Source organism: Streptomyces sp. NPDC091279 (genome assembly GCF_044757465.1).
Lineage (GTDB): Bacteria > Actinomycetota > Actinomycetes > Streptomycetales > Streptomycetaceae > Streptomyces.
The window spans coordinates 76,286-94,469 of sequence record NZ_JBIVVA010000005.1; the positions used below are offsets into that span (position 1 = coordinate 76,286).

At 73.5% G+C, this 18,184-nt stretch carries 16 protein-coding genes; 7 read left to right on the forward strand and 9 right to left on the reverse strand.

The window, feature by feature from the left end; all coding sequences use genetic code 11:
• Window positions 1–682 precede the first annotated feature (682 nt).
• Together ACIQOU_RS13765 and ACIQOU_RS13770 are read left to right on the forward strand one after the other, a co-directional pair.
• Window positions 683–1,747: an adenosine deaminase gene (locus ACIQOU_RS13765; protein WP_401536837.1), complete on the forward strand. Its 1,065-nt coding sequence runs from the start codon at window positions 683–685 to the stop codon at window positions 1,745–1,747.
• 19 nt (window positions 1,748–1,766) lie between these two features.
• Window positions 1,767–2,465: a glycerophosphodiester phosphodiesterase gene (locus ACIQOU_RS13770; protein WP_401536839.1), complete on the forward strand. Its 699-nt coding sequence runs from the start codon at window positions 1,767–1,769 to the stop codon at window positions 2,463–2,465.
• Here ACIQOU_RS13770 and ACIQOU_RS13775 read toward each other — a convergent pair.
• The 7 genes from ACIQOU_RS13775 to ACIQOU_RS13805 form a co-directional block, all read right to left on the reverse strand.
• A complete protein-coding gene (locus tag ACIQOU_RS13775) occupies window positions 2,447–4,111 on the reverse strand; it encodes a sigma-70 family RNA polymerase sigma factor (RefSeq protein WP_401537340.1) in 1,665 nt (554 codons plus the stop codon). The genes ACIQOU_RS13770 and ACIQOU_RS13775 overlap by 19 nt on opposite strands.
• Window positions 4,112–4,325: 214 nt before the next feature.
• Window positions 4,326–4,784 (reverse strand): hypothetical protein, encoded by a 459-nt coding sequence (locus ACIQOU_RS13780; RefSeq protein ID WP_401536841.1) that lies wholly within the window; start codon window positions 4,782–4,784, stop codon window positions 4,326–4,328.
• A complete protein-coding gene (locus ACIQOU_RS13785) occupies window positions 4,768–5,259 on the reverse strand; it encodes an RNA polymerase sigma factor (protein WP_401536842.1) in 492 nt (163 codons plus the stop codon). The genes ACIQOU_RS13780 and ACIQOU_RS13785 overlap by 17 nt, the downstream gene beginning before the upstream one ends.
• Window positions 5,260–5,379: 120 nt before the next feature.
• Window positions 5,380–6,021: a class F sortase gene (locus tag ACIQOU_RS13790; RefSeq protein ID WP_401536844.1), complete on the reverse strand. Its 642-nt coding sequence runs from the start codon at window positions 6,019–6,021 to the stop codon at window positions 5,380–5,382.
• A complete protein-coding gene (locus ACIQOU_RS13795) occupies window positions 6,018–6,425 on the reverse strand; it encodes an LPXTG cell wall anchor domain-containing protein (RefSeq protein ID WP_401536845.1) in 408 nt (135 codons plus the stop codon). The genes ACIQOU_RS13790 and ACIQOU_RS13795 overlap by 4 nt, the downstream gene beginning before the upstream one ends.
• 134 nt (window positions 6,426–6,559) lie before the next feature.
• The gene (locus tag ACIQOU_RS13800) at window positions 6,560–6,694 is read right to left on the reverse strand and encodes a hypothetical protein (RefSeq protein ID WP_401536846.1); all 135 of its coding nucleotides are present in this window, start codon (window positions 6,692–6,694) and stop codon (window positions 6,560–6,562) included.
• A gap of 77 nt (window positions 6,695–6,771) precedes the next feature.
• Complete coding sequence (locus ACIQOU_RS13805) at window positions 6,772–7,908, reverse strand: ABC transporter permease (protein WP_401536847.1); 1,137 nt, start codon at window positions 7,906–7,908, stop codon at window positions 6,772–6,774.
• Window positions 7,909–7,986: 78 nt separating this feature from the next.
• Between ACIQOU_RS13805 and ACIQOU_RS13810 the strand changes: the two genes are divergently transcribed.
• Entirely contained in the window at window positions 7,987–8,442 is a 456-nt protein-coding gene (locus ACIQOU_RS13810; protein ID WP_401536848.1) for a MarR family winged helix-turn-helix transcriptional regulator, read from the forward strand.
• A gap of 79 nt (window positions 8,443–8,521) precedes the next feature.
• Here ACIQOU_RS13810 and ACIQOU_RS13815 read toward each other — a convergent pair whose 3' ends face one another.
• Window positions 8,522–9,235, reverse strand: coding sequence for a GntR family transcriptional regulator (locus ACIQOU_RS13815; RefSeq protein ID WP_401536849.1), 714 nt, complete (start codon window positions 9,233–9,235; stop codon window positions 8,522–8,524).
• A 265-nt stretch (window positions 9,236–9,500) separates the two neighbouring features.
• Between ACIQOU_RS13815 and manD the strand changes: the two genes are divergently transcribed.
• From manD to ACIQOU_RS13835, 4 genes are read left to right on the forward strand one after another with little or no spacing between them, the layout of a single operon-like run.
• Window positions 9,501–10,709, forward strand: a complete 1,209-nt coding sequence (gene manD, locus ACIQOU_RS13820; RefSeq protein ID WP_401536850.1) for a D-mannonate dehydratase ManD — start codon at window positions 9,501–9,503, stop codon at window positions 10,707–10,709.
• Window positions 10,706–12,157, forward strand: a complete 1,452-nt coding sequence (locus tag ACIQOU_RS13825; protein ID WP_401536852.1) for a mannitol dehydrogenase family protein — start codon at window positions 10,706–10,708, stop codon at window positions 12,155–12,157. Before manD ends, ACIQOU_RS13825 begins: the two co-directional genes overlap by 4 nt.
• Before the next feature lie 42 nt (window positions 12,158–12,199).
• On the forward strand, window positions 12,200–13,594 hold the full coding sequence (locus ACIQOU_RS13830; RefSeq protein WP_401536854.1) for an MFS transporter: 1,395 nt from the start codon (window positions 12,200–12,202) through the stop codon (window positions 13,592–13,594).
• Window positions 13,591–14,649 carry an L-idonate 5-dehydrogenase gene (locus tag ACIQOU_RS13835; RefSeq protein ID WP_401536856.1) on the forward strand — a complete coding sequence of 353 codons (1,059 nt, stop codon included), beginning with the start codon at window positions 13,591–13,593 and terminating at the stop codon, window positions 14,647–14,649. Before ACIQOU_RS13830 ends, ACIQOU_RS13835 begins: the two co-directional genes overlap by 4 nt.
• 71 nt (window positions 14,650–14,720) lie before the next feature.
• Here ACIQOU_RS13835 and ACIQOU_RS13840 read toward each other — a convergent pair whose 3' ends face one another.
• The gene (locus ACIQOU_RS13840) at window positions 14,721–17,999 is read right to left on the reverse strand and encodes a S8 family peptidase (protein WP_401536857.1); all 3,279 of its coding nucleotides are present in this window, start codon (window positions 17,997–17,999) and stop codon (window positions 14,721–14,723) included.
• Window positions 18,000–18,184 lie beyond the last annotated feature (185 nt).

An 18,184-nucleotide genomic window follows, 5' to 3' on the forward strand; every position in this document is an offset into this window, starting at 1 on the left:
GGCGATAACGCCCCCGGCCCGGCGCCCACGCCCCACACTCCCCGGCGTTCCCGACGCTCCCCGCCTCACCGCGCCCCCGGCACGCACACCCCGCACGCCCGGGCGAACGCCCTTGCCCAGTACCGCCGGCCGTCGGCACCCCGGGGCGTCTGCCGCGCCCGGGGTTCCCAGGCACACGCGCCACCACCCGCGCTCCCAGCGCACCCGACCCCCCGGCTCGACCAGGACGCCCCACCCGGTGCTCCCCGCCCGCACGCGGCCGAACCCCCATCGCCCGCCCGACCGCGCTCACGCCATGGCCGGGTCACCCCGACCGAGGCCCCGCCGCCTCTCCATTCCCCAAGCCCACCACGCCCCCGGCACTCCCTATCTCCACCTCCGCCTCACCCCCGTTCCCGGCGCCCGCGCCCCCCACCCACCGGCGTTCCCCACCTCGCCGCGCCCCCGGTACGCACACCCCGTGCCCCCGGGCGAACGCCCACGCACACTCCCCGGCGTTCCCGGCGCTCCCCGTCCCGTCCCGCCTCGTCCCCGGTACGCACACCCCGGGCTTCCCGGAGGGACCTCCTCAGTCCGCCCCCGTTCCGTCTCTGCGGCCTACCATGTGGCCGGGTTGTTGGTCCGTTGAGTGCGTGTCCTGTGTCGCTGTGGTGGTGTGGGGTGCTGTTTCTGGGAGGTAAGTTTGTCCGGGTTTCGTGGGGCGTCGGGTGCTGGGGCGCGGGATCTGCACGGGTTCGTCGCCGGGTTGCCCAAGGCTGAGCTGCATGTTCATCAGGTCGGGTCCGCCTCGCCGCGGATCGTGGCGGAGTTGGCGGCGCGGCACGCCGACTCGCGGGTGCCGTCCGATCCCGAGGCGCTGGCGGACTACTTCACGTTCACGGACTTCGCGCACTTCATCGACGTGTATCTGTCCGTCGTCGATCTGATCCGCACGCCCGAGGACGTCCGGCTGCTGACCTACGAGGTCGCGCGGGAGCTGGCCCGGCAGCGGGTGCGGTACGCGGAGGTGACGATCACGCCGTGGTCGTCGACGCGGCGGGGCATCGACGAGCGGGCGTTCATGGACGCGATCGAGGACGCCCGCACGGCCGCCGAGGCCGACTTCGGGACCGTGCTGCGCTGGTGCTTCGACATTCCCGGCGAGGCGGGCCTGGAAGCCGCCGAGGAGACCGCGCGGCTGGCCACGGACGACCGGCTGCGCCCGGCGGGGCTGGTGTCGTTCGGGCTGGGCGGGCCCGAGATCGGCGTGCCGCGCCCGCAGTTCAAGCCGTACTTCGACCGGGCGATCGCGGCCGGGCTGCGGTCGGTGCCGCACGCGGGCGAGACCACGGGCCCGGAGACGGTGTGGGACGCCCTGACGCATCTGCGCGCCGAGCGCATCGGACACGGCACACACTCCTTCCGCGACCCGAAGCTCCTGGCCCACCTCGCCGCGGAGCGCATCCCGCTGGAGGTCTGCCCGACCTCGAACATCGCGACCCGCGCGGTCGCCAGCCTCGACGAGCACCCGGTCAAGGAGTTCGTGCGGGCCGGCGTCCTCGTGACGATCAACTCCGACGACCCGCCGATGTTCGGCACCGACCTCAACAACGAGTACGCCGTCGCCGCGAGGCTCCTGGAACTGGACGAGCAGGGGCTCGCCGCGTTGGCCAAGGACGCCGTCGAGGCGTCGTTCCTGGACCCGGCGGGCAAGGCGCGGCTGGCCGCCGAGATCGACACCTACACCTCGGGGTGGCTCGCGAACTGACGCCCGCCACAATGGGCGGATGCGCACCCTGACTGCCGTGGGCCATCGCGGCGCCCCGTACCACGCCCGTGAGAACACTCTCGATTCGCTGCGTACCGCGTTCCACCTGGGCGCGGACGCGGTCGAGATCGACGTCCGTCTGTCCAAGGACGGCGTTCCCGTGCTGTTGCACGACGCGACGCTGGCCCGGCTGTGGGAGCACGACCGGCCGCTCGGGTCGCTGTCGGCGGCCGAGGTGCGGGGGCTGACGGACGGCGGGGTGCCGACGTTGGCCGAGGCGCTGGCGGCGACGGAGGGCGGCCGGGTGATGGTCGATCTGCCCGGCGAGCCGTCCGCGCGCGCGGTGCGGCGGATCGTCGACGAGGTGCGGGAGTGCGGCGCGGCCGACCGCGTGTTCTACACGGCGGCCGCGCCCGCGATGCTCCATGTGCGCGCGGCCGACCCGGACGCGGAGATCGCGCTGACCCGCACGACGTCCGCCCCGGCCCGCCCGACGCTGCTGGCGGCGATCCGGCCGCGCTGGCTCAACTACCGTTTCCCGCTGGTCGACCGGGCGCTTGCCGAGGAGGTGCACCGGGCGGGTTGCCTGGTGTCGGTGTGGACCCCGGACACCGGCCGGTCGATGCGCCGGCTGATCGGTCTGGGCGTCGACGCGATCACCACGAACCGCGTCGACACCCTGCACGCGGTGCGCGCCCGCTACACCCGCGACTCCTGACCCACCGTCGCCGGGTCGGCCGGGGTGGCGCGGGTGGCGTACTGCGGGACGGGCGTGGTGTCGGAGCCGGTGTCGCGGACCAGGCCGTAGCGGGTGGCGCCCTGGGCGGGGCCGGTGATGAGGTCGTTCTCGACGGCGTCCCAGCTGGTGGGGAAGACGTTGAGGCCGTAGTCGGCGCCGCGTTCGTTGACGGTGAGGGTGACGGCGCCGTCGACGTAGAAGTACTCGTTCTGCCACATCTGTTGGGTGCCGGGGGGCAGGACGGCGAAGCCGGTGGTGTCGCTGCCCATGCCGGTGGCGGAGATGTCGGTGGCGCTGACCCGGTCGTCCATGCGGCGGCCGCCGCCCGAGGCGACGTGGAAGAGCTTGCCCTTGAGGCCGGTCCAGGACGGCATGACGACGTTGCCCGCCCGGTACTGCGGGGAGATCTGCCAGCGGACCAGGACATAGCCGCGGCCGGTGAGGGTGACGGCGTCGCCACGGTGGTTCATGGTGGCGTGGGCGCCGCCGGTGCTGGTGAGCCCGGTGGCGGGCCGGTGCGGGAGGGCGGCGGGCGGGGTGTCCGGGTTCGGGGCGCGGTCGACGGCGTCGACGACGCTGCCGTAGCGGGCCGCCGTCGCGCTCGGGGACGGGGTGGCCGACGCGGACGGGGTGGGCGTGGCCGACGGCAGGGGTGCGGTGGTCCGGGGTGGCGGGGCCGGAGCGGTGAGCGCTGCGGTGGCCCGCGTGTGCGGGGTGCTGCTCGGCTCGGGGGCGCGGGTGACGACGTAGGCGCCGCCCGCCACCAGCGTCGCGCCCGCCGCCACCGCCACCGCCGGTTTGGTGAGGACGCCGAGCGCCTTCGCCGACCAGCTCACGGTGGTCGCGGCCACCGCCGACTTGGAACCGAGGGCCAGCGACAGCGTGAAGCCGACCGGCACCGGGACCAGCGCGATCCCGACCAGCAGCCGTTCCGCCGGAACGACCGTCTCGCGCGGGTCGCCGCAGTAGGCGCAGCCCCTGATGTGCCGGGCGAGCCGCTTGCGCCACACCGAGTCGGGCCGCCCCGACCAGCGGGCGGTCACCTCGCGCAGGCGGGGGCAGGCGCCGTCGAGGGCGCGGACGATGCCCCGTGCGGTCTCCAGCCGTTCCTTCATCCGCTGGACGCGCACGGCGGCGTGCTGGCGGCTGATGCCGACGGCGGCGGCCAGCTCACGCCGGGTCAGTTCGCCGGCCACCTCCAGCCACCACAGGGACAGGAGTTGGCGGTCCTCGCCGTCCAGCCACCGTACGGCTTCGGCGACTTCACGTCGTTGTCCCTCCAACTGGAGGCGCAGGACGGTGAGTTCGGCGAAGTCGGTGGCCTCGCGGGCGGCGGACTCGTCGAGCGGTTCGGGGGTGCGGCGGCGGGCCCGGTCGCGGATCTGCCGGACCGCGATCGCCATCAGCCAGGACCGGAAACTGTCCGGGTCGCGCAGGGAGCCGAGGTTGTCGACGGCCCGCAGCATCGTCTCCTGGACGACGTCGTCGACGTCCGCGTGGCCGTTGAGGGCGCGGCCGACGACGTTGTAGACGAGCGGCAGCCAGCCGGCGACCAGTTCGTCGAGCGCGCGGCGGTCGCCCGCCTGCGCGGCGGCGATGGTGGAACGCCACGCCCGCCCGTCCATGCCGACCCGTTCCGTTCCGCGCGAGATCACTTCCTGCCCGACCGCACCTTCTCAGCCGGACCCCCGGTAACACCTAGGGCGGAGGTCACAGCGGGCTGCGGGTACGGAGAGAGGGTTCGTGGCTCCATGGGAGGGGAGACGGGGGTGGTCCGGGGGCGATAACACTTTTTCGACGGCGGGTTTCCGCCGGTTCCCGGCCCCTGCGCGGGCCGGGTCAGGTCTGCGGTGTGGCCGTCGGGGTCCGGGACGCGGGATCGGCGGCGGCGGTGCGGGGCACCGAGGTCGGGGTCGCCGAGGCGGCGGCTGACGGCTGCTGGGCGACCCGGCTGGGGGCGAGGGTCGGGGCCGGCGTGGGGACGGTCCGGCTCGGCCCCGGGCTCGGGGACCTGCTGCCGGGCGTGGGGTCGGTGGCGGAGGGCGGGGCCATCGGGACCGTCGGGGTGTCGGGGGGCGCGGGCGTCGACAGCCGCAGCGGAACGGCGACCAGGACGGCGGCGGCGCAGGTCACCCCGGCGGCGAGGGCGGCGCGGCGCAGTCGGCGGCGGCCCGCGGTGCGGCGGATCGCCTCGTAGCGGCCGGTGGGCGGGCCGAGGAACTCGGCGGGCGGGCGCAGGAGGACGGCCAGCGGGTCGTCGGGGTCGGGGCCCGCGCTGTCGTCAAGGCGTGTGGTCAAGGCTTCTCCTCAGATGGACGCGGAGCAGTTCTCTGGCCGCGTGGAGGTCGGCCTTGACGGTTCCTTCCTTGCGTCCGGTCAGTGCGGACACCTCACGGATCGGCATGTCAGCGTAGTAGTGCAGGAGGATCGGGACCCGCAGTCGTTCCGGCAGCGACTGGACCAGCAACCGGACGGAGGGGTCGGCCTGTTCGGGGTGCGGGCGGACGGCGGCCTCGGTGGTGGCGCGGCGCATCGCCCGGCGTTCACGCTCCAGTTTGCGCCAGTGGTCCCGGACCAGGTTGGCGGCGGTGACGTAGAGGAAACCCCTCGGTTCCTCCACGGACGTCCAGCGGGCCCAGAGCCGGGTGAACGCCTCCGAGGCGATCTCGTGCGCCGTCTCGTCGTCGTCGACGAGCCGTCGGCACCAGCCGGCCAGGCGGGGGTAGAGGGCGGCGAACAGCTCGGACGCCGCTCGGTCACGGGACCGTTTCAACGCTCTCCATCGTCGTGGGGGCACGGGTCGTGGGGGCATATGAGGAAGGACGGCGGGCCGACGGCGTACGTTCCGTCGGCCCACCGTTCTCCCCATATGTGGATCAGCCGTGAACGGCGGTCAGGTCAGCGCCGCGAAGACGATCACGTTGTCGGCGTAACCGTCGCCGGTGCGGGCGCCGCCGCAGGTGATGAGGCGCAGTTCCGGCCGGTCGACGTCGCCGTAGACCTCGTTCGAGGGGAACGTCGACTTGGCGACCGTCCTGACGGCGGTGACCGCGAACCAGGCCGTGCGGCCGTTCTCCAGGCGGGCGTCGACGGTGTCGCCCCGGCGCAGCCGGTCGAGGCGGCGGAAGACGCCGTCGCCGAAGGAGCCGACCGTGACATGGCCGAGGATCACCGACGGGCCGCGCTGACCCGGCGTCGGGGAGTGCTCGTACCAGCCGGCCCGGTCGTGCGCGGTGATCGGCGGCACCTCGACGGTGTGGTCGGCGGCGAGCCCGAGCCGCAGCAACGGGGTGTCGACGTCGATGGCCGGCACCAGCAGCCGTACCGGCACCGAACGGGCCAGCGGGCTCGGCGAGTCGGCCGGGGTGGCGGACGGCGCGGCCCCGGCGTCCTTGCCCGTGCCGGAGCCGGAGCCGGTGCCGCCCACGCCTTCCGCGCGGACGCCGGTGCCGTCGCCCGGGCCGCAGGCCGCGAGCACCGGCACCGCGAGCCCGGCCGCCGCGCCGAACAGGGCACGCCTGGAGAGCGGGCTCATGCCCCGGTCGCCCTCCGGCGCCGGACGACGACGAAACCGGCGCCGCCGGCCAGCAGGGCCGCGCCGACTCCCCCGCCGATCGCGGCGGCCGGGCTGCCGGAGTCCTGGCCGGTGCCGGTGACGCCGGTGTCGGGCGCGCCGGACGGCACGACCGAGACCTGGCCGCCGGAGGGCGCCTTGGAGGGGGCCGGGGCGGGGGCGGCCGTGCGGGTCGGCACGGGGCTCGGCGCGCGGGTCGGTTCGGCGCTGGGCGCCTGCGACTCCGGCACCGCCGGGGAGGGCGCGGTGGTGGGGGCCTGGGAGGGTACGGCGGTGGGGGCGGTCCCCTGGGCGAACGCGGGCACGCAGCTCAGCAGGACGGTGGCACAGCCGAGTGCCGCGGCACCGAGGACAGTTCGACGCATGAAGTGGCTCGCTCTCGTCGGCCGCCCGGTGACGCCGGGCGGGAAGTGATCGAGCGAAGAGACGAGGCAGCAGGGGACCAGGTTGTAAAGCGTTGGCAAAGTCCCGAGCCGGGGCACTCGGGCCCGCCGCAACGTCAGCCGTGCGGCGCCCGGTACGCCGTCACCGCGCCCGGGTGCAGGGGGATGCCGCCGGTGCCGATGAGGCCGCGGACGTCGAGGAACTGGGTGCCGACGGCGTTGCTCGGGACCAGGGCGCCGGAGCGCGGCACCAGCAGCCGGGTGAGCAGTTCGGCGCGGCCCGGCCGGCCCAGGCGGAACGGGACCGGGCTACGGCCCCGGCCCGATCTCAGGCGGGCGCGGCCGGGCTCGCCGGGGGCTCCCGGCGGTAGACGTCCTTCAGGTACAGGATCAGGGCCGCGACCAGGACCCACAGCGGCAGGAGGAGCAGGGCGCGGCCGAGGCCGTCGTCCTGGAAGCGGGACAGGCCCTGCATCGCGCGGACGCCTATGCCGACGGGCAGGATGTCGGAGAGGGGCCGCAGCCAGCCGGGGAGGTAGGCGGCCGGCATGATGCCGCCGCTGCTGCTGTTGCCGAGGATCAGCATGAGGATCGACGCGAGGCTGACCCCGGCCGAGCCGAAGATCCGCAGCAGCACCATGGTCGTCGCCCCGACGGCGGCGCCCATCAGCGCGACGACGGCGGCAAGGGGCAGGAACGGTCCCGGCAGCGCCCCGAAGCCGACGCTCCCGGCGATGGTGGTGACCAGGAGACCGCCGACCGTGCCGAACAGGGCCAGGCTGGCCATCCGCCAGCGGTACTGGAGCCGGGGTGCGAGCTGGTAGGTCGTCATGCCGAAGAGGTAGCCCGCCAGGACCAGGCCGAACGCCGCGTAGAAGACGGACAGTCCCCGGGTGTCCCCCGCCGCCGCCGGGGCGACGTCCAGGGCGGCGAGTTCATGGTGCTCGGCGTGCGCGACGGTGGCGAACGCGGTGGTCACCGTGGCGGTGACGGCGGCCCCGTTGGCGCTGCCGTAGAGGAGGGTGCCGTCGCCGAGGTAGGCCGCGTAGACGGACCGGTCCTGGACGGCCCGCCGGGCGGCGTTCTCGTCGGGGTAGGTGGTGAGGCTGAAGCCGCCCGGGGTCACCTTCGCGAGGTCCTGGCGCAGGTGGGCCTGGTGGGTGCCGACCTCGGTGGTGCCGACCCGCAGTTGGTGGGGGCGGGGCGCGTGAAAGGCTGCCAGGTAGACGGTGACGAACACGGTGCCGATCAGCAGCACGACCGCCACCGGCAGCAGGACGGCGCGCAGGTTGCCGGGTCCCGGTGGCGGGTGGGCCACGTCGAGGGTCCGCCGGTGCGAGGGGCGGACGACCGGGAGGGGCATGGTGGCCCGGTCGCCCAGGGCGGCGGGAACGCCGGGGACGGCCGAGGCTCCTGGGGTGCCTGGGGCGGTCGGGGCGCCTGATGCGGCTGCGTGCTGAGACATCGGGTCGTTCCTCGATTGGAAGGTGGCTGATAATATTCTTACAGCACTATCAGTCGCCTTACAAAAGAGGTCCACCCCGTGAACCACCCCGACCGGCGCACCGGCTATGTGGCCTGGCAGATCGGCCAGATCATGGCGTCCCGGGTCGAACGCACGCTGCGCCCCTTCCACCTGACCCTCGCCCAGCACAGCGCCCTGGCCCAGGCGATCCGCGAGCCCGGCGTCTCCGGCGCGACGGCGGCCCGCCGGGCGGCGATCACCCCGCAGTCCATGGGAACGGCGGTCAACGGCCTCGTCGAGCGCGGGCTTCTGGAACGCCGGACCACCCCGGGCGACCGCCGCACCCACCGGCTCCACATCACGGAGTCGGGGCTGCGGCTCGCGACCGAGGCGGGCGAGGCCGTGGACGCCGCTCACGCGGACGCCTTCCAGGTACTGACGCCCGCCGAACAGGAACAGGCCCACGCCCTGCTCCTGAAACTCCTGGCGTCCCTGAACCCGGCGGCGGTGAGCACACCGACCCCCGCCCCCTGACCCGGGTACGCCGGGCCACCCGAGCAGGCCGACGGTGCCACAGAACGCCGTCAGGTCAAGGGAGTCGGCCCGCCCCCGCCTACTCCCACACCACCACGTTCCGCCGGACCGGCACCGTCGAAGGGCCGCTGGCGAAGAGTTCGGGTGAGTGGGCGCGGATGCGCTCGATGTCGTTGAAGACGGCCCGCAGATGGGTGCGCATGGCCGTGCGGGCGAGCGGGACGTTCCCGGCGACGACCGCGTCGAAGATCTCGCGGTGCTGACCGGCGAAGACGGCCGGGGACACGTTCTCGTGGAGGCCGAGCCGCCGGGCCCGGTCGAGGTGCCCCTTGGCGGCGGCGACGTTGGTCCAGACGTTGCCGTGCCCGCTGAGCCGCATCAGGCCCTGGTGGAACGCCTCGTCCAGCGCGAAGAACTCCTCAAGGCCGAGGTCGGCGCGCTGCTGACGCGCGAGGTTGTCGCGCAGTTCCCGGCCGACCTCGGGGTCGAGCACGGCGGGCAGGTCGTCGAGCGAGGCGAGTTCGACGGCCTCCCGCAGGAACTGCGCGTCGGCGACCTGCACCGGGTCGACCCGGGAGACGAACGACCCGATCTTCGGGAAGACCTGCACCAGCCCCTCCTGCGCCAGCAGGATCAGGCTCTCCCGCACCGGGGTCCGGCTCACGCCCAGCGACGCCGCGAGTTCGTTCTCCGACAGGGCGGCGCCCGGGGCGAGTTCGAGGGTCAGGACCATCTGACGCAGGTGCAGATAGATCGCGCGCCGACTCGTCCGGCCCCGGTTCGATTGAGCCATACGCCCATCGTATCGGTGGGTGCGCACGCGGTGAGCTGCGCTGCGCCGGGTGCGGGGCACGCGTGGGGCCGCGCGCAAAAACGTCGTGACGCGACCATTGCCACTGCACGACAGGTACTTGTATACAAGTACTGCCCGACCAAACCGGCCACCCCGAACCAGCCACTCCAGCCACCCCCCCCCACTTCGGCCACTTCAGCCACTCTGGCTACCCCGGCCACCCTGGCCACTCCAGTCGCCCCCCACGTCTCCCAAGGAGCCCCACGTGAGCAAGATCGAGCGCGTTGACGTGTTCGTCGCCTCTCCCGGGCGCACGTTCGTCACGCTGCGCATCACCACGGACGACGGGGTGACCGGCCTCGGCGACGCCACGCTCAACGGGCGTGAACTGGCCGTCGCCAGCTATCTGCGCGATCACCTGGTCCCGTTGCTGATCGGCAGGGACCCGGCCCGCATCGAGGACATGTGGCAGTACCTCTACCGGGGCGCGTACTGGCGGCGCGGCCCGGTCACCATGACGGCCATCGCCGCCGTGGACACCGCGCTGTGGGACATCAAGGGCAAGACCGCCGGGCTGCCCGTCTACCAGCTGCTCGGCGGCCGCTCCCGGGACGGGGTCCTGGTCTATTCGCACGCCAGCGGCACCGACGTTCCGTCTCTCCTGGACGACGTCGAACGGTATCTGGAGCTGGGCTACAAGGCGGTGCGGGCGCAGGCCGCGGTGCCCGAGGTCGGCGGCACCTACGGGGTGCGCAAGGGCCCGGTCTACGAACCGGCGGCGAGTGAGCTGCCGGACGAGCAACCCTGGGACACCGAGGCCTACTTGGGGTTCGCGCCGACCTATCTGGAAGCCGTCAGGGAACGGTTCGGGTTCGGGTTCCATCTGCTGCACGACGTCCATCACCGGCTCACGCCGATCGAGGCGGCGCGGTTCGGCAAGAGCGTCGAGGCGTGCCGGCTGTTCTGGATGGAGGACCCGACGCCGGCCGAGAACCAGGAGGCGTTCCGGCTGATCCGGCAGCACACGACGACGCCGATCGCGGTCGGCGAGGTGATGAACTCGATCTGGGACGTCAAGGACCTCATCACCGAGCAGCTCATCGACTACGTCCGCACCACCGTGGTGCACGCGGGCGGCATCACGCATCTGCGGCGGATCTTCGACCTGGCCGCGCTGTACCAGGTGCGGACCGGGTCGCACGGCGCGACCGACCTCTCCCCCGTCAGCATGGCGGCGGCCGTGCACCTCGACATCACCGTGCCGAACTTCGGCATCCAGGAGCACATGGGCCACCCCGACGAGGCCGCCGAGGTGTTCCGCACCGGCGTCACCTTCGCCGACGGCATGCTCCACCCGTCCGAGGAACCGGGACTCGGCGTCGAGTACGACGAGAAGGCCGCCGAGCGCTTTCCCTACCAGCAGCGTTACCTGCCCATCGCGCGCCGTCTCGACGGGTCGGTGCACGACTGGTGAGCGCCGACCGACTCCCCCCGCTCAGCCGCGCGGCACTGGACCGGCTCGCGCCCGAGCAGCGCCCCGCCGTCGACCCGGCCGAACTGCGCACCCGTGCCGTGCACTTCGGGCTCGGCGCCTTCCACCGCGCCCACCAGGCCCTGTACACCGAGAACGCCGCCGCCCGCTCCGGCGAGCCGTGGGGCTCCGTCGCCGTCGCGCCCCGTTCGACGGCGACCGTGGCCGCCCTGCGCGCCCAGGACTGCCTGTACTCGCTGACCGAACGGCATCCGGACCGCAGTGTCTGCCGGGTCGTCGGCTCGGTCACCGGGGCACTGGTCATGGGAGCGGACGCCGCCGCCGTCGACGCCCTGCTCGCCGACCCCGAGGTGACGGTGGTGACCCTCACCATCACCGAGAAGGGCTACCACCGTTCGCCCCGCACGGGCGGGCTCGACACCGCCGCGCCCGCGATCGCCGCCGACCTCGCGGCCGGCCCCGACGGCCCGCTCACCACGGTGATCGGCCGTCTGGCCGCCGGACTCGCCGCCCGGATGCGCGTGGGAGCGCCTCCGGTGAACGTCGTCAGCTGCGACAACATGGCGGACAACGGCGCCCAACTCGCCCGCGTCGTCCAGGACTTCGTCCGCGCGTCCGCCTGGCCCGACCGCGCGCCGATCCTGGACCGGCTGGCCGAGGCCGTCACCTTCCCCGCGACGGTCGTGGACCGCATCGTCCCCGCGACCGGCCCCGGCGACCGGTCAACGGCCGCTGCCGCACTGGGAGTTGACGACGCGCTCCCGGTGGTGGGCGAGCCCTACCGGCAGTGGGTGCTGGCGGACTCGTTCACCGCGCCCCGGCCGCCCTGGGAGCTGGACGGCGCCCTGTTCGTCCCGGACGTCGCCCCCTACCAGCTCACCAAGCTGCGGCTCCTCAACGGCTCCCACTCCGCCCTCGCCTACCTCGGCACCGCCGTCGGCCGCACCACGATCGCCGACGTCATGGCGACCGACTGGGGCGAACGGCTGGTCAGGGCCCTGTGCGCGGAGGTCGCGCCGACCCTCCCGGCCGACGGGCCCGACCCGCGCGCCTACGCGGACGATCTCGTCGTGCGCTTCCGCAACCCCGCGATGCACCACCTGCTGCGGCAGATCGGCACCGACGGATCACTGAAGATCACGGAACGCTGGCTGCCCGCCCTGCGCCTCGCACGCGCCCGGGGCGCCGCCACCCCGGTGCTCGAACTCGCCCTGGCCGCCTGGGTGTTGAGCACCCGCCGGGTCGACGCCGGCGCCGACCCGGCGGCCGCCGCGCTCGCCGCCTGCTGGCGTCCCGCAGCCCAACCCGCCGACGCCGTAGGCGCGTTGCTGCGCGTCCTCGGCGCGGCGGACCTCGCGGACGACGCCGTCCTCACCACCGCCGTCGCCGACCGGCTCCCCGCCCTGCGGGCCGGACGCGTCGAGATCTGAGCACCCCGCGCTCAACGCAGCACCCGAACAACGGAGTTCACGATGCAGCACAGCCCCGCCCGCACGGAAAGTCCCGGGCCCGCCCAGCGGTCGACCCGCGATCTCACCAAGGCCGCCGTCTCGGGGTGGCTCGGCACGGCGATGGAGTTCATGGATTTCCAGCTCTACTCGCTGGCCGCCGCGATCGTCTTCAACAAGGTCTTCTTCCCCGACGTCAGCCCCGCCATCGGCCTGATCGCCGCGATGGCCACCTACGGCGTCGGGTATGTCGCCCGGCTCGCCGGTGCCGTCTACTTCGGGCGGATGGGCGACCGGCTCGGCCGCAAGAAGGTCCTCTACCTCACGATCCTGCTGATGGGGGCGTCCACCACCCTCATCGGCGCCCTGCCCACCTACGCCACCATCGGCATCCTCGCGCCGATCCTGCTGGTCGCGCTCCGGCTGGTCCAGGGCTTCGGGGCGGGCGCCGAGATCGCCGGGGCGACGGTGATGCTGGCCGAGTACGCGCCCGCCAGGCGACGCGGTCTGATCTCCTCCCTCGTGTCCCTCGGCACCAACTCCGGCACCCTGGCCGCCTCCGGGCTGTGGGCGATCCTGCTCTCGGTGCTCAGCGAGGAGCAGTTGCTGTCCTGGGGCTGGCGGCTGCCGTTCCTGCTGAGCTTCCTGCTGATGTTCTTCGCGGTGTGGCTGCGCCGGGGCCTCAAGGAGAGCCCGGTCTTCGAGGAGCGCCCCGATGTCGTCGACGGCGTGGCCATGGACCGCGCCGAGGTCGAGTCGTCGATCGCCACCGCCGGTGCGGAACGGGCCGACGTGCTGGCGGCGGGCGTACGGGGGCGCAAGGGGCGGGCGTTCTTCCTCGCCCTCGGTCTGCGCTTCGGCCAGGCGGGCAACTCCGGGCTGATCCAGACGTTCCTGGTCGGCTACATCGCCACCAACCTCGCGGTCGGCCGCTCGGTGCCCACGGACGCGATCGTGTACGGCTCCCTGGTGGGCTTCGTGACCGTGCCGGTGGTCGGGCTGATCGGCGACCGCTTCGGACGCCGCCCGGTGTATCTGGCGCTCTCGCTGCTGACGGTCGCCCTCGCCTTCCCGGTGCTGTTCCTCATCACGTCGGGCTCCTCGGCGGGCGTGCTGGTCGGCATGGTGCTCGGCCTGAACGTCGGTGTCCTCGGCCTGTTCTCGCTGGAGAGCGTGACGATGGCCGAACTCTTCGGCTCCCGCACCCGGTTCACCCAGCTGGCGCTGGCCAAGGAGATCGGCGGCATCCTCGCCACCGCGATCGGCCCGGTCGTCGCGGCCTCGCTCACGGCCGTCACCGGCAGCTGGTGGCCGATCGCCGCGATGCTCGTCGTGTACTCGCTCATCACCTTCGTCAGCGCGTTCCTCGCGCCCGAGACCCGCGGCCGTGACCTGGTCCGCCTGGAGGACGCCGTATGAGGGCCGTCGTGGTGCACGGTGCCGGAGATGTCCGCGTCGACGAACGGGCCCGCCCGGTCCCGGCCGAGGGCGAGGTGCTGCTCGCCCTGGAGTGGGGCGGGATCTGCGGCTCCGACCTCGCCTACTGGAAGAACGGCGCGTCCGGCACCGCCGCGCTGACCCACCCGCTGGTGCTGGGGCACGAGGTCGCGGGCCGGATCGCCGCCCTCGGCAAGGGCGTCACCGGCCTCGACGAGGGCCGACCCGTCACCGTCCACCCGGCCCAACTGGTCGGCGACGGCGCCCTCCCGCCCCGCATCGCCGGGCGCACCAATCTGTACCCGCACATCCGCTACTTCGGCTCGGCGGCCTTCACCCCGCACACCGACGGCGGCTTCAGCGAGTACCGCGCCGTCCCGGCGTCGCAGATCCGCCCGCTCCCGGAGGGCGTGGACACCCGGCAGGGCGCCCTGGCCGAGCCGCTCGCGGTGGCCCTGCACGCGGTGACCCGGGCCCCCGACCTGCGCGGCCGAACCGTCCTGGTCAACGGCGCGGGCCCGATCGGCTCCCTGGTCACGGCGGCGGCCCGGCACCACGGGGCGGCCACGGTCATCGCCGCCGACCTGTCCGCGTCCTCCCTCGCGATCGCCCGGGCGATGGGCGCCGACGAGACCCGCGACCTCGCACGCGGCGAGCCTCTCCCCCAGGACGTGGAGGTGGTCTTCGAGGCGTCCGGCGCCGCCGCCGCACTCGGCCCGGTCCTGCGCGCCACGGCCCGCGGCGGCACCCTCGTCCAGGTGGGCAACCTCCCCGGAACGGCGGTCTCCGCGGCCCTCGGTGACCTGGTGACCCGGGAGATCACCTGGATCGGCTCCTACCGCTTCGTCGAGGAGATCGACGAGGCCCTGACCGCCCTGGCCGACGGCCTGGACGTGACCCCGATCATCACCCACACCTTCCCCCTGGCCGACGCCGAGAAGGCCCTGTCGACCGCGGCCGACCCGGCCGGCAACAGCAGCAAGGTCATGCTCGACCTGACCCCGCAGCCGTCCCCGGACACCAGGACGACCCCGTAGCGCCGACGCCACGGCGAGAAGGCACCACCCGCCGTCCAGGGCGGATGGTGCCTTTTCTTCCTGTGCGGTGCCTACTTGGTGGTGCGGTACGCGCCGTAGAGGGTCTGGGTCAGGGTGTTGCCGGACGCGTCGGTGAGGGTGGTGCGGAGGGAGACCGTGCCGGGCTTCGCGGGGCTGTGCAGCGTGAGGTGGTTGCCGGTGGCGGCCTTGGCCGGCTTCCAGGTCGTGCCGTTGTCGTAGGAGACGGCGAAGGCGAGCTTGCGCAGGGTGCCGACCTTGGTGGCCGCGCCCTGGAGGGCGAAGGGCACGGTGAGGGTCGTTCCGGCCTTGGCGGTGCTGGCCGTGGACAGCTTCGGGGTGAAGCGGACCACCGTCAGCGGCAGCCGCTCGGCCCGGTCACCGGAGACGTGCGCCGAGGTGAACGTCCAGGACGCGGTGACCCGGCCGCCGACCGAGGACTGCGACGCGGCACGGGAGACGTCCACGTCGAGCGTGTAGGTGCGCTTGCCCGCGGGAACGGTGTGGGAGTCGCCGTTGAGCGGGTCGTTCCCGGCGAAGATCTTCTTGCCGTCGGCGTAGAGCGAACTCCTGGCCTTGGTGTAGTCGGACGTGCCCCAGTTGCCGGCGCCGTCGGAGAACAGCGGCATGTACGCGGCGATGGTGTCGCCGGAGCGGACTGCGCCGGGCCGGTCGAAGCCGTGCTCCAGGTCGGCCGACGGCAGGGACGGGCCGAAGACGCCGATGTTGAAGCGCCGGGTGTACTCCTTGCCCGCCGTGTACGCCGTGGGCGCGCTGACCTGGGTGTTCTCCCAGGTGGGGTCGCCGTCGGCATCGGGGGCGCCCTGCTGGGTGGCCTGGTAGAACCACATGAGGCCGTTGGGGAGGACATAGTCGGTGGTGGTCAGCGGCAACGTCCCCTCGGTGGCGAAGGGGTTGTAGAAACCGCCGGGCATCAGCGGCGTCGAGGAGACGGCCACGGTCTTGCCCTTGGCCGGAGCCCCGACGACGACCTTGACCTTGGTCAGCTGGGAGCGCTTGACGTGCTCGGTGAAGCCGGACAGGTCACCGGTGCGGGGGAAGGCCAGCCGGTAGGTGACGGCCTGGCCGGCCCAGATGCCGTGGTAGATCGCGGACGCCTCACCGCCCGGCACCGCGCCGCCGAGCTGCGCGACCCGCAGGTTCTTGAGCGCGGCGGCGTCGTAAAGAGACGTGTACGCGCGGTCGTCGACGTCGACGTGGAAGAAGAACATGGCGCCGGTGGGCTTGGCCGCGCTGTCCGGCACCGTGATCCGGGCGGGCTTGGTCGTGCGGGCGTCCATGACCAGGGTGGTGTCCTTGGTCAGCGCGAACTTCGGGTGCAGCACCACGGCCCAGCCGGTGTCGGCGGTGGGTGTCCGGCCGTCCAGGGAGTAACGCCCCTTCGGCAGCCGGACGGTGACCTCGCCGTCGTTCTCGTCGGCGGCGCTCGTCCAGATCGTGTTGTCCAGGCCGAAGATGTCCGTCACGGCCGCGCCGTCGGCCTTGCCCTGGAGGTCGAGGTGCTTGAGCGTCAGGTTGTACGACTCGACCTCGCGGACGACGCCGAGGGAGGTGCGCGCGGCGGTGGTGCCGTCGGCGCTGGTGGCGGTCACCGAGCCCCCGAAGGCGCCCTCGGCCGTTCCGCCCCGGGTGTCGGCGGTCACCGACGCGGTCGCCGTGCCGCCCGCCGGGACGGTGAGGCGCTGCGGGGAGACGGTGAACATGCCCTCGGCGGCGGGCTTGCCGTCGTTGCCGTAGGCCTCGGTGGCGAGGTCCAGGGTGACCGGCTCGGTGCCCGCGTTGCGGTACGTGACGTCCTTGACGACGGGCTGGTCGTCGGTGTGCGGATACCGCTGCATGCCGAAGTCCAGCGAGGTCGGCCCGCTGGTGACCTGCTGAACGACGGCCCGGGCGACGTCGACCCGGCCGGTGCCCTGCGTGTACGCGGAGGTGGCGGCGGTCGGCACGGCGGAGGCGGTGAGGGCGGCCTTGAGCTGCTCGCCGGTCCAGTCCGGGTGCTCCTGGGCGAGGATCGCGGCGGCGCCGGTCACGTGCGGGGTCGCCATCGACGTGCCGCTCATCGAGACATAGCCGTCGGCTGCGGGGTCGCCCATCGTGCCCTCGGCGGCCCGGGCGGCGACGATGTCCACGCCGGGCGCGGTGATGTCGGGCTTGAGGGCGTTGTCGGTGGTGGGGCCTCGGCTGGAGAAGTCGGCGAGGGCGTTCTGCCGGTCGACGGCGCCGACGGTGAGCGCGGCGGCCGCGGTGCCGGGTGAGCCGATGGTGCCCTCGCCTGGACCGTCGTTGCCCGCGGCGATGACGAACAGGGTGGGGGAGCTGGCCGACAGGTCGTTGACGGCCTGTTCGACGGGGTCGATGCCGGGCGTGTCGTCGGTGCCCAGGCTCATGTTGACGACCTTGGCGCCCTCGGCGACCGCCCACTGCATACCGGCGATGGCGGCGGAGGAGTCGCCCTCTCCGTTGTCGTCGAGGACCTTGCCGACGAGGAGCCGTGCGCCGGGTGCCACGCCCTTGTACGTGCCGCCCGCCTTGGCGCCGGAGCCCGCGATCGTCGAGGCCACGTGCGTGCCGTGGCCCGCGCGGTCGACGGTGTCGGCGGCGGCGGAGAAGTTCTTCGTGGCGTCGATGCGGTCCGTGAGGTCGGGGTGCGTGGCGTCGATGCCGGAGTCGAGGACGGCGACCTTGACGCCCTTGCCGTCGTATCCCTTGGCCCAGGCCGTGGGCGCGCCGATCTGCGGGACGCTCTTGTCCAGGTTCACCTTGATCCTGGCGTCCAGCCAGATCTTCTTGACCTTCGTGGCGCCGGTGGCCCCGGTGAGGGTCTCCCACAGGGCGGAGCCCCCGGACTTGGGGACGCGCACGGCATCGCCGTTGATGCTGGGCAGGCTGCGGCGGACCGTGGTGCCGGAGCTGCGGTAGGTGTTCGTGGAGAGGGATCTGCCCCGGTCGTAGGTGACGATCAGCGGCAGGTCGGAGCGGCGGGCGTCGTCCTGACGGGTGCTGACCAGGCGTGTCACGTCGAACAGCCGCCGGTCGGCGGTGCCGTCCGCGAGGAGCTTCTCGGCGTCGCGCGGCACGACATAGGCGTGCCCGTCGGCCTGCTGGACGCGGAACGGCATGCCCGTGCGGCCCTCGGCGGCCACCACGGAGGTGACCTTGCCGTGGTCGTCGAGGCCGACCTTGTCGCCGGTGACGAGCGTGACCGTCTTGGCGGCGGTGCCGGTCGCGCCGGTGGCGGCGTCGGCCCGGGCGTCGTCGGAGGTGCTCGCCAGCAGCCCGGCACCGATCGCCGTCGCCACGACGGCCGCCACGGGGAGCGTGAGGACCGCTCGTTTCCTGTGCTTGTGCGACTTCAACTCGCGCCTTTCATGAGGGTTGTTGACGATCTCCCCGACGGCGCGGGGCAGCGTCAGGGCGCGACGGAGCGGCGAGGTGGCCGCGCGGCCGCGTACGGAGAGGGGGAGGGAGGGAGCGAGGGAGAGCGGGGGGAGGCGCC